Below are 15,816 nucleotides of genomic sequence, written 5' to 3'. Positions count from 1 at the left end.
GGCTGGTCATAGACCAGCCTTTTATTTTTGAACGCTTACAACCTTTTTTGCAAGTTGCTCTTGTTTTAACCAATATCCATCAAGGATCCCTTGAGAAGCTAATTTTCCAAGAAATTTATAATGATAGTCTTTTAAAATACCCGGTCCTTCAGACCAAAGTGGTGTTCCTGGTAAAGGCATAAAAGTATGAGCATGGATCTTGGCGTTGTATTTTTTGACGATTTTCTCTATGAAATTAAATGTTTCTTCGACATCATCTCGTGTTTCGAAAGGAAAGCCAAATATGAAATCCACCTTCGCGTAAAAACCGTTGTGTGAAAGTATTTCCAATGCTTCTTCCACTTTTTCAACAGTATGACCTCTTTGAATTTTTTCCAAAATCCTGTTACTCCCACTTTGCGCACCTATTACTATATAGTCGTGATCAACATATTTTTTTATGAGTTTTACGACATCAGCAGTAACACTTTCTGGTCTTACATCGGATGGAAATGTACCAAAGTATATTTCAGTTACACCAGATGATTTTACTTTGTATAAAAGTTCATCTATTGCTTCTAAATTGGGAGTGATTCCGTTCTTGCTACCATAGCCAAACGCGTTAGGAGTGATAAATCTTGCTACAGTTTTACCGTGCTTGACAGAAATTTTTTCATATTCAACTATCTGTTCAATACTTCTGTGTCTGACTATTTTACCTGCTAATCTTGGTGTTTGACAATAACCACAGTTAAAAGGACAACCTCTTGATATTTCAATCGGCATGAATAGTTTTTTTTGTTCACAAACAGGTGGATAGTCGTCAAGGTTTACTCTTTTTGATACTCCATCAATTATCTTTTCATTACACCTACCAGAAAGAAATTCAATTATGTTGCTTTCCCCATCACCAATAAAAACATGATCAAACCCAACTGACAGCATTTGTTCGGGATTAGCCGTCGCGTGTGGTCCGCCAGCAATAAGCGTATAACCATATTGCTTTAGTTTGGCTATTTCTTCGACAACAAGATCTAAATCGAAGCTCATAAATGAATAAGCAACTACAGTACCCTTTACCGGGTACTGTAGTATATCGTTAATACTTTTGCATTCAATAACTTCAATATTTATTTTTGACAATATAGCACTGACAAGTGCCGTTATACTGTACCTGTTGTACTTGGTTGTCCTGAAGATTATTCTATCAAAGTTCAGATGTTTCAACTAGTTTTAGTCACCCCATATCTTCTTCTTAACTTCTCGTGCGGATTCAGCTAAAAGCAAACTGTGGCCGCTGTTGATGAATACAACCGTCTGACATTCTTTTCCGTAGGAAAGGTTGACCATCTTTCCTCCAAGTTGGTTACTTGCCCTTATTCTTCTTGAAATTGTTGAACTGATGGGGACGACGGCAATCACCCTGTCTCTTACAACGTAAACATTGTCATTTATCTTCACCACAGGATCTGTTTTCGGCACAGTATACACCTCCATGGAGAAACTTATTTACACGTTGAACCTTATTGTAATTATATCACCATCTTCGACAATGTGTTCTTTTCCCACTAATTTCATTAACCCAGCGTCTCTTACAGCTTTTTCTGAACCAAGACGTATCAAATCATCGTATTTTATGATCTCTGCCTTTATGAATCCTCTTGCAAGGTCTGTATGTATAACCCCGGCTGCGTCTACTGCTGTGGCTCCTTTTTTCAAAGTCCACGCGCGAACTTCATCTTTACCAACTGTAAAAAAGGAAATAAGACCAAATTGTTTATAAAGTGCGTGTGATAACCTTTGAATACCAGTTTCCTCTGCACCTAAGTCTCTTAGCAGTTCCATTTTCTCTTCTTCGTTTAATGAATTCAATTCCATTTCAAGTTTTCCACATAATTCTACATATGCAAAACCATTCTTTTCGCATAATTGAATTATATCACTTCTTGTTTCGTATTTTTTCTCAGTAAACTGTTCTTCATCAAGATTTACAACAACGGCTATAGGTTTAAGTGTTGCCAGTGAGAAACCCCCAACCATCTTCTTTTCTTCGTCGGAAATCTCAACTTTGGAAAGTAATTGTTCATTTTCAAGGGCTTGTTGGATTCTCTTTAGTAACTTTAGTTCAACTTCTTCTTTAGGTTCAAGTTTTCTCTTTGCATTTTCCAATCTTTCTATTCGGCTCGTCACAACATCAAGATCTCTGAATAAAAATTCATCAAGCGTGGCTCTGAGTTGTTCTATAGGTTTTTCAACTTCTGGATGAGCTACGGCTTCGTTTCTAAAAGCTCTCACAACTATTAACATAGCTTCTACATTTTGAAGTAAATTAAATACTGCCGTACGTTCTTTTTTATCGTTTATTTTTAAAGCAGGTGTATCAAAAAATTCTAACGTAGCGTATGTGACCTTTTTTGGTTCATACATTTTTGCAAGAATATCAACCCTCTTGTCGTGAACTTTTGCTGTACCCCTATGATGTTCTTGTGAGAAAAGGTCAACGTCAATATTTGTTAACAATGAAAAAATTGTCGTCTTACCAACTTGTGAGAGTCCGACGATTCCGACTTTCATAATTAGTCCTCCTCATTTTTAAAAACTTTCTTTAAAGTAGCTACACGTTCGCTTCTTTGTTGTTTTCTTAATGTTTTGACAAAATCAGAACTACGTTCTGCCTTTGCTACAGCTATCAATAGTCCATTCCAGAATATCTGAACAAAGTCGTCTTTGTTAAAATCATCCATCGATATTATATCATCAACCTTTGGATGTATGCCATTGTATATCTTATTTTTGTCGTCAACAACTATCTTCGGGTAATCAAGGATTTTTTCCATAGGAATTGTATGCTTTTCTAACTTTGCTCGATCTACCTTATCAAATTCAATGCTTATCGAGTCCTCAACTCTGAACTTACCAACCTGTATCCTTCTTAACTCAACTGCAGTTGCACCACAGCCAAGAGTGTATCCTATATCCATACACAGACTCCTAATGTATGTTCCCGCTGATACCTTTGCTTCGAATTCTACGTATGGTATGTTTATTTTGACCTTATTTATTTCGTATATAGTAACTTCTCGAGGTGGCAGGTTAATCATCTTTCCTTCACGCGCAAGTTCATACAGTTTTTTTCCTTGATGCTTCTTTGCAGAATACGCTGGAGGAATTTGCTTGTAAGTACCAACAAATGAATTTATGACTGTATTTATGTCTTCTTCGCTAACTGTTATGGGATGTTCTTCCATAACCTTTCCAGTGATATCAAACGTATCAGTTATTATTCCGAGTTTCATTTTAACAATATACTTTTTTGTCTCGCCTTGTAAATATTCAAGTAGTCGTGTGGCTTTTCCCACACCAATAATTAATAGTCCTGTTGCAAATGGATCAAGTGTACCCGCATGTCCAACTTGCTTTATACCAAGTATTTTTCTAACTTTATCAACAATATCATGCGAGGTAGGTCCCTTTTCTTTATCAACTAAAATTAACCCTGAAATCATCACTGCCTCCGAGTTTTAAAGGAAATTGAGTCGTTACCAGTTTTCTAAAAACCTAACATCATTTCTAATCAAATCCCTTATATCTCTTATTCCGTACTTTACCATTGCAATTCTTTCTATACCGAATCCGAAAGCCAAACCCCTCCACTCCTGTGGATCGTACCCAACATTTTTAAACACGTTGGGGTGTACCATACCAGCACCTAAAACTTCAAACCATTTATTATTGAAGTATATATCCACCTCAAAGCTTGGTTCTGTGAATGGGAAAAAGCTTGGTCTTAACCTTATTTTTGTGCTTTCACCGAGTAATCGTTTGGCAAACTCTTCAAGAAAATATTTGAGATGCTTTACAGTAACATCATGGTCTACATACAAGCCTTCCATTTGTGTAAACATTGGAAGATGGGTAGCATCGTAATCTCTTCGGTAAACTCTGCCAGGTGAAATTATTGCAAGTGGTGGTTTTCTTGAAAGCATTGTTCTTATTTGTACAGGTGATGTATGTGTTCTTAAAAGATATTCCTCGTTTATGTAAAATGAATCATGTTCATCACGTGCAGGATGCCACTCGGGTGTATTCAGTGCATCAAAATTAAACCAAGGTGTTTCCACTTCCGGACCTTCAACAACGGAGAAACCCATTGATATAAATATGTCTTCAAGTTCTTTTCTCACTTTTGTTAAAATATGCAAATGACCGACAGATCTGCGTGCACCGGGCATTGTAGTATCTATCCAAAGCTTTTTGTAAATCTTTTCTTTCTCCAATTCGGATATTTTCTCTCTTTGCAATTCGAGCAGTTTTTCTATATTCTCTTTTAATTCATTAACGACTTTTCCGAAAGCAGGTTTTTCATCGGCTGGTAAATCTTTCAACCGTTTCATTAAGTTTGTAATGACACCAGATTTTCCAAGGTATTTTACGCGCAAGTCATTTAATTTTTTTGTGTCGGAAGCTTCTGAAATCTCACTTCTAGCTTGGGCAAGTATTCCAGTCAATTCTCCAGTATAACTCATCTTACTTCCCCCTTGTTTTATCTGTTTGAATTTTATTCTTTAATTGTGTTCATGAGATACACTATTCCACTACCAATGAAAATCCACAAAAACATTCCAAGGGTACTTCCGTTTCCATGAAAGGCAGGTGTTATTGGATACAAAGAACCAGCAATCAAGCCAAGTATAAAGTTAAGAATCGATTCTTTTGCCTTTTCAAACCAAATCTTAAGTACTTTGGAAACTATTCCAATACCTACCAATACTCCTGTGCCGAGGATAAGTAAGAATAAAAAGTCATTAATCTGGAAACTTCCGAATTTTGTAAGTTTTGCAACGATTTCAATCGCGTTTTCATAAAATCCTAATATCATGAGCATCAAAGAACCACTTAATCCAGGGAGTATCATAGATCCACCTGCTACAACACCTGCCAAGAAGAGAAAAACATAATTTATGTTTGTGGCATCCAAAGCTCTTTGCAAATTTCCAGGATAAACCGCATAAGGTATTATTACCAGTGCTGTCCCTATTAGAAATTCAACAGCTCTAAACTTGCTAATATCTTTTCTAATGTTTAGCAATGAGAACAAAATAAGCCCAAAAAAGAAACTGTAAGTGTAAAAAGAATAATTCTCGAAAGCCCAAGATAATACCTTACTACCTGTCAATAGACCGGTAATAATACCAATTCCCACTATGAGTAAAAACAGAAAATCATTCTTTTTAAACCTAAGATTGGTCAATTCATTTATTACATTTATCAACCTTTCGAATATACCCGTTATAACTGCTATAGTGCCCCCACTTACACCGGGGATTACATTTGCCCATCCCATCAATAGCCCAGCCACAATTGGTTTTGATATATTATGCATCTACACAATTCACCTGCACTTTCTTTGACAAGGTTAAATTGTATGCTGTAAGTTTTCCACCGTAAACACATCCAGTGTCAATTCCTATCTTATCTTCGGTTATGAACACATCTTGAAATGGTGTATGTCCAAATACAACGATGTAACCCATCTTATGATTTTTTGTTATAAACTCTTCTCTTATCCAGATCAGGTCTCTTGGATCTTGTTTTTCAAGTGGAATTTTAGGTCTTATTCCCGCATGAACAAACAGATATCTATCTTCCAAATGATAGTATTTGGTATTTCTATAAAATTGAATGTGCTCTTCATTTAGAGAAAGATTTTGCAAATTCCCATAACTTCGCCAGGTTGCTTGCGCTCCATTCATAAGCCAGAGAAAAGTTTCATCACCATTGTCAATAACATCCAAGAGCATTTGTTCGTGGTTGCCTCTTAGAAACACGCAGTTTGTTCTTTTCGAAAGTTCAAGCAGACAATCCACAACCCCTTTGGAATCTGAGCCTCTATCTATATAATCACCCAAGAATATTAATTTGTCGTTTTCTGTGGGCGATATTTCTAATAATAACTTTTCAAGAGGTTTTAAACAACCGTGTATATCACCGATAACCCATAGCATAAAATCACCTTAACTCTTTTGATTGAAATTAACCCTTATATAACTCGTTTCTTATTTTGTCTTTTCGCATACCACCTTTTTCTTTTGCTATCTTTGTACTTATTTTCTTGTTGTTCAGTTTCGGCTTCCTCAACATCTTTCTCGGAAACATGCTGAATTTCTATAAAGTTCATTTTTCCGTTAAGGAGTACTCCGAATGTGTCTGGTTTGATTGATTTGTTCACTTTACATCCTGGACAATTTAAGTACAATCCATATTTTCCTACTCTTAAGTGATATGGTTCAGTACAAGTTTCGCAAGGTTTGTTGGTTTCATAGTCTACAGTAAAAAATTCATTCTCCGCGTTTTGTAAGTCTTTACTGAATTCTTTTAGAAAATTCTTTATAACGTCTTTCCATGATTTCAATCCATTTTCTACTTCATCGAGTTGCTTTTCCATTTCTGCAGTAAATCCTTTATCAACTATGTCTGGGAAACGTTTTTCGAGATAATCGTTAACAACAAAGCCGAGTACTGTTGGGACAAGTGTGCGACGATTTTTTACAACGTATTTTCTATCAAGAAGTGTTTGAATGATAGTTGCATATGTACTGGGTCTGCCAATTCCTTCGCTTTCCAGAGTTTTCACAAGTGTTGCTTCACTGTACCTATCTGGTGGTGTAGTTTCTGACTCTGCTGCTTTTGGTTCTACACTGTATGATTCTCCGATTATCAACTCTTTGTGTTCTTCGCTTACCTCGTTGTCTGTGGTATAAACAATTTCAAAACCATCGAATACTCTTTCTCTAACGGAAGCTTCAAATACATAATCATCGCTCTTAAAATCATAACTGTACTGTTTGTAAACAGCATTGCTCATTTGAGATGCAATAAACCTTTTCCAAATCAGCTCGTACAATTTGGCATGATCCTTGTCAAGCAACTTTTTTGCTTCTTCCGGGGTAAGTTGGATATTAACCGGTCTAATACATTCATGCGCATCTTGTACCTTTGTTTTGCTTTTTTCTTTGGATGTTTTCTTGGTTTCCTCGCCTAAATATTCTTCACCGAATAGTTCAAGAATGAACTTTTCCGCAGCTTCTTTTGCTTCGTCTGATATTCTTGTGGAATCGGTGCGCATATATGTTATAAACGCAATGTGGCCTTTTGGTGTATCTATACCTTCATAAAGATCCTGAGCAAGTTTCATTGTTTTTGCGACAGGAAAACCAAGTTTGCTTGAAGCGTCTTGCTGGAGCGTGCTGGTTATAAACGGTAAAGGCGGATTTTTCTTTATTTCTTTTATATCTATATCTACCAACTGAACATTTTTCACGCTTTTTAAAACTTCATCAGCGATTTTTTTATCTATATCAGTTGGTTTTAACTTTGTTTTACCGATTTTTGTTAAGTTTGCTTTCAATCCCGCTATTTCAACCCAAACTTTATAGTATTTCTGAGGTACAAATTGAAACCTTTCCCTTTCACGTTCACAAACAAGTTTAAGTGCTGCTGACTGAACACGCCCTGCACTTTTTGCATCTTTGAGAATTTTCCACAGTAAAGGACTTATTTTATAACCAACAATTCTATCAAGAACCCTTCTTGCAAGTTGGGCATTAACTTTGTTCATGTCTATTTCTCTTGGTGATTTGATGGCTTCTTGAATAGCTCGCGGCGTGATTTCAGAGAAGGTAATTCTATTTTTACCTCTCAGATTCAACAATGTTGCAAGATGCCATGCTATTGCTTCACCCTCCCTATCCGGGTCTGAAGCGAGTAACACTTCTTTTCCTTCTACAACGTTTCTTATCTCTTTAACAACAGATTCTTTTCCTGGTATTATCTCGAATTCCATACTTAGAGATTCAAGATCAACTCCAAAAGTTTTTTGAGGAAGATCTCTTATATGGCCCTTTGATGATATGACCTGATAATCTTTACCAAGTATATTTTCTATCGTTTTTGCTTTTGCTGGAGATTCTACTATAACAACAGTCGAAGCGTTTAAATTATGTGTATTTTCATGTTCCGATTTATTTTTTTTGAGTTTTTCCTGACTCTTTTTTTGTCTGTTTTTCATCAAATCATCACCACGCAAAGCTATTTTCATTTAAGTAGAAATCTTCTACTAAGATTTGTGTCATATTCACTCCACTCTTTTCCATTATCTTCCTTTTCAATAATTTGAAAGACTCTATTTATCTTCGAATCCATATTCTCTATATAATGTAAAACAAGTGCTTCAGCCGTCTTCGGTACAACGGGTGCTCCCCATTCAAGCTCACCATGATGTGACGCTATCAAGTGTTTCAATTTGAGCATTTTTTCATAAGGAACGGTGTGAGCTTTTTTATCTATATATTCAATGCCAATAATTGTATGTCCAAGTAACTCACCTTCGGTTGTGACTTCAATACCTCGCTGAGTAATGGTATACTCTTTAACTTTTCCAATATCATGTAGTAAAGCACCCGTAATAAGCAAATCTCTATCAAGTTGAGAATATAGTGCACACACTTGCTCAACTATTTTTGCCACATTCAAAGAATGCTCAAGTAATCCACCCATGTAAGCATGATGTATACGCATCCCAGCGGGTGCATTCTTAAACGCTTCTACAAAGCTTCTGTCATCAACGAAAAAAGCATTAAGCAACTTTCTAAAATCTTTGTCTTTCACACTGTTCACCATATTCAGAAGTTCATTAAACATTTCTTCTGGATTTTTTGCTTTTGAAACAAATCTTTCTATATCATATTCTGACTCCGAAAGCTTTTTGATGGCTGTTTCAGAATTCGATATGTTGATCTGCAATCTTTCATCAAAATAAACCACTTTGCCTGTTACACTGACTACGGTACCAGTTTGAAGGATTTGGTCGTTCTTTTCAGCATTGTACCAATCTATTGCTCTAATACTTCCAGTCCTATCCTCGAGTGTTAAGAGTAGGAACTTTTTACCATCTTTTGTCTCCTGGAGTTTTTTACTTTTGATTTTGAATACACTATCGATTTCTTTTTCTATAAATTTTTCAAGTTCTTCCACGTAAGGTTGTCTTAGCTTTTCAAGTAATTCCTTAGGTATATTCACAATTCCATCCCCTCGTATTTTCTTGGTACTCTTTCAGATATACGACAAGTAACTTCGTAATTTATTGTTCCGACGAGTCTTGCTATTTCTTCTGCTGTTATTCTATTATTTCCTTGCTGTCCTATTAAAACAACTTCATCACCAATTTTCACATTATCAAGATGCGTTACATCAACCATAAACTGGTCCATACAAATTCGACCAACCACAGGACATTTTTCACCGTGTATGAGAACATATCCCTTGTTAGAAAGATGGCGCCAATATCCATCGGCATATCCAACTGGTATAGTGGCTATATCCATTTGTGTAAAGGCTTTAAAAGTTCTGCCGTAACTTACGCTATCTCCAGGTTGTATTTTCTTAACGTGAGAAACTATACTTTTCCAAGTCAATACAGGTTTTAACTCGTTACTATAAACACTTTCACTTGGCTGAAGTCCATAGCTTGCTATTCCGATTCTTACATAATCAAAACAGCTCACTATCTTAGATATGGATGCTCCACTGTTACAAACATGCTTTATTCGAACATCTAAACTCAGTTTTGAGAAGAGCTCTGCTTGTTCCACAGTGAATTTTACATCTTCATCATCTAAACTATCGGCAACTGCAAAATGTGTATATGCACCTTCCACGTCAAAACCCAACTGCCTTGCTGCTATGAGAAACTCTTTTGCATCTTGTACCGATACACCTAGTCTTCGCATACCAGTATCTATCTTTATGTGAGCTTTTGGTCTCCAAAATTGTTTTTTGTATTTAAGTAGTTGCTCCCAAGAATAAAGTGTTATTGTTATACCGTATTGTTGAGCAATGTGAAGCATATCTGGTTCAACGTAATTGAATACAAGAATATCTTTTGATATACCATGTTTTCTTAACTCTATAGCCTCTTCAAGAAAGGCAACAGCAAAGTAATCAATACCTGCTCTCTCAGCCGCACGTGCTAATTGTACAGCACCGTGACCATAAGCATTCGCTTTCACAACAGCCATGACCTTGGCTGGTGCACAGTGTGCTTGAAAAAAGGATAAATTACTTAAGTAATTTCTCACGTTTATAACAACAAACGTCCTTCTACTTTCCATTGGAATTTCCCCCTATTTTTCTATTTTCAGTACAAAACGTATCTCTTGTGGTTTTTTATCAGTTCTTTCAAAATCTCAATTCTCTCGATCGGGGGTAAATAGTAGATTTTCCAACGAGTCCTGATCTTGGTTCCAAATTCTGAATATTCAATATCTATTATATCATCTAATTTTAGCTTGAAATACGGGCTTTTTATAAATAGATTTTCCAGTTCCACGAAATAGAAAAAAGCTTCAATTGTTAACAACAATATGCCAGCGTACGTAATTGATATCAATGTTAAAACAGCTGTGGAAATTTGATGAAAAAAAACATAGAGTACAAACAAAGTACTCAAAATTGCAACAAAAGTGATGAAAAATTTGTAAGATTTCTTAGTTCTAAAAATCATAACTTCAAAAAAAGCGGGGATGTCCCCGCTTTTTATGCCTCCACTGTCACGGATTGTGTTTTGCCCACGTATCTCTTAACTTTACCTGCTTTTAAACAGCTTGTGCAGACGTTCGTCCTCTTAACAGTACCGTCGTTGAGAAGTATTCTAACTTTTTGAACGTTTGGTTTAAACCATCTGTTTGTATGCCTGTTTGAATGGCTAACGTTTTTCCCAGCTCTTGGTTCTTTACCGCATATCTCACATTTTGCCATGGTTAATTCCTCCTTTATTTTATATTTTCGATTTTGAACTTTTGGAATCACTGTTACGTGGTATATTATACCAATTATCTTGTTAAATTCAAGTAGGATTTTGCAAATTTGCCTATCTTCACTTATTTAACTTCTTGAACTTGAACAGTGTTCGTTGTCCCTGGTCTACCCCAAGGAATACCAGCAACGATTATAACTTTATCACCATTCTGAGCAAGGCCAAGTTGTTTAGCCTTGTTTATGACACTTTCTATCATTTCGTCTGTTGTAAGACGCTCTTCCAACATTACCGGCATGACACCCCAGCTCAAGCAAAGCCTATAATAAGTTTCTGGGTTATTCGTTGCTGCCATTACTGGTATAGATGGCTTATACTTCGAGACACTTACAGCTGTTGAACCCGTGCTTGTTGCTGTTATTATCAATTTAGCTTGTACGTGTTTTGCTAAAGTTGTTGCTGCGTAGGATATAGCACTTGATAAATCAAAGCTGGATGAATATTCTTTAAGCCAATCCAACCTAAACGATTCGTAATCTTCCATGTATTTCTCAGTATTTTTTGCAACATCATCCATGACTCTAACTGCTTCGCAGGGATATTTTCCTATCGAAGTTTCGGCCGAAAGCATTATAGCGTCTGTACCGTCAAGTATGGCATTCGATATGTCGGTAACTTCTGCTCTTGTTGGTGTTGAATTATTTATCATACTTTCGAGCATTTGTGTAGCTGTTATAACTGGTTTTTTGTACAGATTTGATATTTCGATAATTCTTTTTTGAGCGATAGGAACTTGAGCAATCGGTATTTCCACACCAAGATCTCCACGCGCCACCATTACAGCATCTGAAACTCTCACTATTTCCTCAAGATTATCAAGTGCCTGTAAAGTTTCAATCTTTGCCACTATAGGTATTCTTGTTAGTTCCTTAGCATCTATGATATCTTCTGCTTTTCTTACAAAAGAAAGGGCGAAAAAATCAATTTCTTCTTCGTTTCCGAGTTTTATAAATTCCTTGTCCTTTTCTGTGATAGATGGAATAGATATATCAACACCCGGCAAATTTACGCCGCGCTTATGAGTAATTGTTCCTCCTCTTTTAATGCTACAAAGTATAGTTTTTGTTTTAGCAAAGATTTCTTTTACAACGAGTTCCACCGCACCATCATTTATAAGTATCCTATCTAAGGGCTTTATTTCCTCATAGAGTTTGTCATAATTTATCCAAAACCTTTTCGAATTTCCGACGAATTCTTCACCACATAGTATTTCAACATCGGTTCCAGGCTCTAAGGTTATGTAATCACTTTCAAATCTTCCAGTTCTTATTTTTGGACCCGCCAAGTCAAGCAATATGGAAAAATTGTAACCTTTTTCTCTAACCTGTTTCAACCTTTTAATTCTTTCTTTATGCACATCTATAGTTTCATGAGATGAATTCAGTCTGAACACGTTAACACCGCATTCGGCAAGTTTGATAATTTTTTCTTCAGATTCACAAGCAGGTCCAATGGTAGCAACTATCTTGGTTTTTCTCATTATCACACCTCCTAAATATTTCAAATTGTGAATTTAATGGATATTCGATGCTGCTCGTGAAATAACCATTTTCCGAAATATTATACCACAAATTTGAAAAAATAAAGGCATTCCACATGTGGAATGCCTTAACAATAATTATTCTTTAATTATTCTTTGGCTTACGATAGTTTCTGAATGAAATAAAGTTAATTTTATTGAATATTCCACTTCATAACGCCAATTACAATCGATATAACAAACGCCCATGTAAGTGAAAGTAAAGGTATTAATGATGCGTTTCCGACACGGAAAAAGTCAAAGATATTTAATGCTACAATAATTAATCCAAGGAAAACGGATTTTCTCATACCATCTCTTACCTTTAACTCGCCGAAATCTCTTGCAATAAAAAATGTAAAGATTCCTATAATAATGTAAGCAACGGGTGAGATTGAAATTCCCAGTTTGGAGAAAAAGGCCTTGAAGTCATCTGAAAAAAAGCCTATGGAAATCATGAAATAAACTATTGAAACAACGTTTGCAATATTCATCGAAGCCTTAGATTGCTGCAAAACTGCCAAAATTATGGGAACGGCAAGAACAATATTGGCTATAAACATTAATACTGAGTAAGCATTTATGTTTGTCATGGATTATTATTCCCCCTCAATAACTTTTTTGTATTCATCTTCGGTTAATAGTTCATCAAACTCTGCAGGATCTGATGGTTCTATTTTTACAAGCCATCCTTCATCTTCTGGGGACTGATTTACAAGTTCAGGTGAAGAGTTAACTTTTTCGTTTATTTCAACAATTTTACCACTAACTGGAGCATAAACATCGCCGGCCGCTTTAACACTTTCAAGTGATACAATTACCTCACCTTTTTTTACTACTCTGCCAACTTTGGGTAAATCGACGTAAACAATATCACCAAGTTTTTCTTGTGCATAGTTTGAAACTCCAACATGTCCGGTTTCAGTATCAAACCATTCGTGCGTTTTTGCATACCTTTTCATAGTACTTTATACCTCCCCTTTTGTACTGTTTTAGGAATTCGAAATTGCAAAATGATAAGAATTGAAAAAAATTCAAAAGTCTTAAGCTATTCAGAAGTTTCGGTTTACTCTAGTTTTTATTATATCATAAATTCCATCTTATCCAACATCCAAAAGTTTTATCCTTTCACTGTATATCTCTAAAACTTTGTTTATTATAACACTTTCTGGGTAATTTTCAATTATACTCTTCGCATCTTCCCTTGCTAACATTATCAATTCAGCATCGGAAACTAAATCTGCAACTTTAAACTCTGGTAACCCGTGTTGGCGTGTTCCAAAAAATTCACCCGGTCCTCTTAACCGTAAATCGTATTCTGCTATTTTAAATCCATCGTTTGTGCTTGCAAAGAATTGTAATCTCTCCCAGGCTTCTTCACCCGCTTCACTGACTATAAGAAAACAATAACTCTGTTTTTCACCTCTGCCAACACGACCTCTCAATTGATGTAATTGCGCAAGACCAAATCTTTCAGCGTTTTCTACCACCATTATTGTAGCATTGGGAACATCAACACCAACTTCGATAACAGAGGTAGACACGAGTATTTTTATTTCACCTTTGACGAATTTTGTCATTATCTCATTTTTTTCGATATCCGACATTTTCCCATGCAACAAACCCATCGGAATATCAGGAAAAGCTTCTTTGCTTAGCGTTTTATACATTTCCTCAGCAGCTTTGGCATTTATCTGATCGGATTGTTCAATTAAAGGATACACTATGTACGCTTGGTCTGAGTTTTCAATAACTTGTTCTCTTATAAATTTATAGACGTCTTTTACCCTCGTATGTCTGAGCGTAAATGTTTTTATCTGTTTTCGACCGGGGGGCATTTCATCAATTACTGAAACATCTAAATCACCGTATAATGTCAATGACAAAGTTCTTGGAATTGGTGTAGCTGTCATGATGAGTGTATCAACCACTTTTCCTTTTGAAATCAGCTCTTCACGTTGTTTTACACCAAATCTATGCTGCTCATCTATTATCACAAGTCCAAGGTTTGAAAAATGAACATCCTCTTGTATAAGTGCATGTGTACCAATAATTACGTCTATTTCTCCGTTTTTGAGCAAAAATTTAATCTTATCTTTTTCCTTTTGACTAGTCGAACCTATCAATAAAGCGACATTTATTCCCAGGTTTGTCAAGTGGTTGAATATTTTTTGATAATGTTGAATTGCCAATATTGACGTTGGTACCATCAACGCACTTTGATATCCAGCTTCGTAATTGTCTATTATAGCCAGTTCTGCTACAAGTGTTTTACCACTTCCCACATCTCCTTGAAGTAGCCTATTCATAGGATTCGAGCTTCTTAAATCTTTTCTAATTTCCTCATGAGCTCTTAGTTGTGCATTTGTTAATTTAAATGGCAAAGTTTCGAGAAATTTCTCAGCAAGCTTTCCCGAGAAGTTTTTTTGGATTCCACCTATTTTTTCTATATTTCTTTTTGACAGAAAAAGTGCAAGCTGAAAAAGTAGGAGTTCTTCATAAGCCAACCTTTTCCTTGCACTTTTTTGATGAAAAGAACTTTTTGGAAAGTGTATGCCTACATAAGCACTCTTAATATCTATTAATCTTCTTAAATTAACAATTTCTTGGGGTATAATGTCTTCACAGTTGCAGACTACCAAAAGGTTATCTTGTATAATCTTTCTTAATGTTTTTTGAGTAAGATTCTCAGTTAGTGGATAAACAGGTAGGATTTCTCTTTCAGAAGATTCATTTACCGCAATTTCTGGGTTTTGTATTTCCATAGCACCAAAAAATCCGCGTTTAGGTGTACCTGTTACATAAACTTCTTTACCTACAAGCTGTTTGATTTCAGTCTCTTTGAATTCTTGATTAAACCATTTTAGTAAAATTTGGCTTATTCCATCTTGCAAAAGGGCAGTAATTATTAAAAGTTCCCCCTTTTTAGCCTTTTCAACACTTTTTATTACACCTTTTGTAGTTATCTTTTCATTTTCCTTAATGAATGCTAAAGGTATAATCTTTCTTCTATCTTCATAATCCCGTGGAAAATAATTAATTAAATCACCAATAGTGTTTATTCCAAGTTTCTTAAGTAACTTTTCCCTCGATGGCCCAACTCCCTTTGCATATTTTATTGGTGTATCAAGTGATTTGGGTTGTTCCAAACATTTGATGCTACTTATGAGGTAATTGTATTTAAACCGTTCAACCATACCGCGTACTTGCTGCAAACGTTTAAACGCTCTTTCGCTTGGAAGCTTTTTCGCAAATGTTATATATTCGAAAAATTCTTGAAGTTTCGTTCTTATTTCAGGATCTGCCATCAAAGGATCGTCTATGTTTTCAAAGTTATCCTCAACGTACTCTATTAATTCATTTATACTTGTCTCGTTTGATTGATTGGCTATTTGATAGCATGTGTCAAGAAATTCTTCAATCAATAGCATGGAAACACCCCACT

The 15,816-nt window shown here is 35.7% G+C and carries 16 protein-coding genes; all 16 read right to left on the bottom strand.

The features are described 5' to 3' along the window. Window positions 1–21: 21 nt before the first annotated feature. The gene (locus N2Z58_03770) at window positions 22–1,197 is read right to left on the bottom strand and encodes a TIGR04013 family B12-binding domain/radical SAM domain-containing protein (protein MCX7653784.1); all 1,176 of its coding nucleotides are present in this window, start codon (window positions 1,195–1,197) and stop codon (window positions 22–24) included. 15 nt (window positions 1,198–1,212) lie between these two features. Beyond that, complete coding sequence (locus tag N2Z58_03765; GenBank protein ID MCX7653783.1) at window positions 1,213–1,461, bottom strand: DUF370 domain-containing protein; 249 nt, start codon at window positions 1,459–1,461, stop codon at window positions 1,213–1,215. A 27-nt stretch (window positions 1,462–1,488) separates the two neighbouring features. Next, the gene (locus N2Z58_03760; GenBank protein ID MCX7653782.1) at window positions 1,489–2,553 is read right to left on the bottom strand and encodes a YchF family ATPase; all 1,065 of its coding nucleotides are present in this window, start codon (window positions 2,551–2,553) and stop codon (window positions 1,489–1,491) included. A gap of 2 nt (window positions 2,554–2,555) precedes the next feature. Further along, on the bottom strand, window positions 2,556–3,485 hold the full coding sequence (gene truB / locus N2Z58_03755; GenBank protein ID MCX7653781.1) for a tRNA pseudouridine(55) synthase TruB: 930 nt from the start codon (window positions 3,483–3,485) through the stop codon (window positions 2,556–2,558). A 33-nt stretch (window positions 3,486–3,518) separates the two neighbouring features. Next, window positions 3,519–4,505 carry a phenylalanine--tRNA ligase subunit alpha gene (gene pheS / locus N2Z58_03750; GenBank protein ID MCX7653780.1) on the bottom strand — a complete coding sequence of 329 codons (987 nt, stop codon included), beginning with the start codon at window positions 4,503–4,505 and terminating at the stop codon, window positions 3,519–3,521. Window positions 4,506–4,537: 32 nt separating this feature from the next. Beyond that, complete coding sequence (locus tag N2Z58_03745; GenBank protein MCX7653779.1) at window positions 4,538–5,362, bottom strand: DUF368 domain-containing protein; 825 nt, start codon at window positions 5,360–5,362, stop codon at window positions 4,538–4,540. Continuing rightward, window positions 5,355–5,984: a serine/threonine protein phosphatase gene (locus N2Z58_03740; protein ID MCX7653778.1), complete on the bottom strand. Its 630-nt coding sequence runs from the start codon at window positions 5,982–5,984 to the stop codon at window positions 5,355–5,357. The genes N2Z58_03745 and N2Z58_03740 overlap by 8 nt, the downstream gene beginning before the upstream one ends. Before the next feature lie 35 nt (window positions 5,985–6,019). Beyond that, the gene (gene topA, locus N2Z58_03735) at window positions 6,020–8,077 is read right to left on the bottom strand and encodes a type I DNA topoisomerase (GenBank protein ID MCX7653777.1); all 2,058 of its coding nucleotides are present in this window, start codon (window positions 8,075–8,077) and stop codon (window positions 6,020–6,022) included. After that, window positions 8,074–9,057: an HD domain-containing protein gene (locus N2Z58_03730; protein MCX7653776.1), complete on the bottom strand. Its 984-nt coding sequence runs from the start codon at window positions 9,055–9,057 to the stop codon at window positions 8,074–8,076. The genes topA and N2Z58_03730 overlap by 4 nt, the downstream gene beginning before the upstream one ends. Continuing rightward, entirely contained in the window at window positions 9,054–10,148 is a 1,095-nt protein-coding gene (gene alr, locus N2Z58_03725; GenBank protein ID MCX7653775.1) for an alanine racemase, read from the bottom strand. The genes N2Z58_03730 and alr overlap by 4 nt, the downstream gene beginning before the upstream one ends. A 26-nt stretch (window positions 10,149–10,174) precedes the next feature. Next, on the bottom strand, window positions 10,175–10,540 hold the full coding sequence (locus tag N2Z58_03720) for a hypothetical protein (protein MCX7653774.1): 366 nt from the start codon (window positions 10,538–10,540) through the stop codon (window positions 10,175–10,177). Window positions 10,541–10,572: 32 nt separating this feature from the next. Continuing rightward, window positions 10,573–10,794, bottom strand: coding sequence for a 50S ribosomal protein L28 (gene rpmB / locus N2Z58_03715; protein ID MCX7653773.1), 222 nt, complete (start codon window positions 10,792–10,794; stop codon window positions 10,573–10,575). Between the two features lie 122 nt (window positions 10,795–10,916). After that, a complete protein-coding gene (gene pyk / locus N2Z58_03710; GenBank protein ID MCX7653772.1) occupies window positions 10,917–12,332 on the bottom strand; it encodes a pyruvate kinase in 1,416 nt (471 codons plus the stop codon). Window positions 12,333–12,526: 194 nt separating this feature from the next. Further along, window positions 12,527–12,964, bottom strand: coding sequence for a hypothetical protein (locus tag N2Z58_03705; protein ID MCX7653771.1), 438 nt, complete (start codon window positions 12,962–12,964; stop codon window positions 12,527–12,529). A 6-nt stretch (window positions 12,965–12,970) separates the two neighbouring features. Then, window positions 12,971–13,333 carry a glycine cleavage system protein GcvH gene (gene gcvH / locus N2Z58_03700; protein ID MCX7653770.1) on the bottom strand — a complete coding sequence of 121 codons (363 nt, stop codon included), beginning with the start codon at window positions 13,331–13,333 and terminating at the stop codon, window positions 12,971–12,973. Window positions 13,334–13,471: 138 nt separating this feature from the next. Further along, complete coding sequence (gene recG / locus N2Z58_03695) at window positions 13,472–15,802, bottom strand: ATP-dependent DNA helicase RecG (GenBank protein MCX7653769.1); 2,331 nt, start codon at window positions 15,800–15,802, stop codon at window positions 13,472–13,474. Window positions 15,803–15,816: the final 14 nt, after the last annotated feature.

This window comes from Fervidobacterium sp. (assembly GCA_026419195.1).
Classification (GTDB): Bacteria; Thermotogota; Thermotogae; order Thermotogales; family Fervidobacteriaceae; genus Fervidobacterium.
This window is presented reverse-complemented; position numbering and strand designations above follow the sequence as displayed.

Excerpts from the sequence above, each read along its gene's own strand:
- gcvH (MCX7653770.1), bottom strand. The coding sequence starts at position 13,333 with ATGAAAAGGTATGCAAAAACGCACGAATGGTTTGATACTGAAACCGGA.
- N2Z58_03760 (MCX7653782.1), bottom strand. The coding sequence starts at position 2,553 with ATGAAAGTCGGAATCGTCGGACTCTCACAAGTTGGTAAGACGACAATT.
- N2Z58_03705 (MCX7653771.1), bottom strand. The coding sequence starts at position 12,964 with ATGACAAACATAAATGCTTACTCAGTATTAATGTTTATAGCCAATATT.
- rpmB (MCX7653773.1), bottom strand. The coding sequence starts at position 10,794 with ATGGCAAAATGTGAGATATGCGGTAAAGAACCAAGAGCTGGGAAAAAC.
- N2Z58_03745 (MCX7653779.1), bottom strand. The coding sequence starts at position 5,362 with ATGCATAATATATCAAAACCAATTGTGGCTGGGCTATTGATGGGATGG.
- alr (MCX7653775.1), bottom strand. The coding sequence starts at position 10,148 with ATGGAAAGTAGAAGGACGTTTGTTGTTATAAACGTGAGAAATTACTTA.
- N2Z58_03740 (MCX7653778.1), bottom strand. The coding sequence starts at position 5,984 with ATGCTATGGGTTATCGGTGATATACACGGTTGTTTAAAACCTCTTGAA.
- pyk (MCX7653772.1), bottom strand. The coding sequence starts at position 12,332 with ATGAGAAAAACCAAGATAGTTGCTACCATTGGACCTGCTTGTGAATCT.
- topA (MCX7653777.1), bottom strand. The coding sequence starts at position 8,077 with ATGAAAATAGCTTTGCGTGGTGATGATTTGATGAAAAACAGACAAAAA.
- pheS (MCX7653780.1), bottom strand. The coding sequence starts at position 4,505 with ATGAGTTATACTGGAGAATTGACTGGAATACTTGCCCAAGCTAGAAGT.
- N2Z58_03720 (MCX7653774.1), bottom strand. The coding sequence starts at position 10,540 with ATGATTTTTAGAACTAAGAAATCTTACAAATTTTTCATCACTTTTGTT.
- truB (MCX7653781.1), bottom strand. The coding sequence starts at position 3,485 with ATGATTTCAGGGTTAATTTTAGTTGATAAAGAAAAGGGACCTACCTCG.
- recG (MCX7653769.1), bottom strand. The coding sequence starts at position 15,802 with ATGCTATTGATTGAAGAATTTCTTGACACATGCTATCAAATAGCCAAT.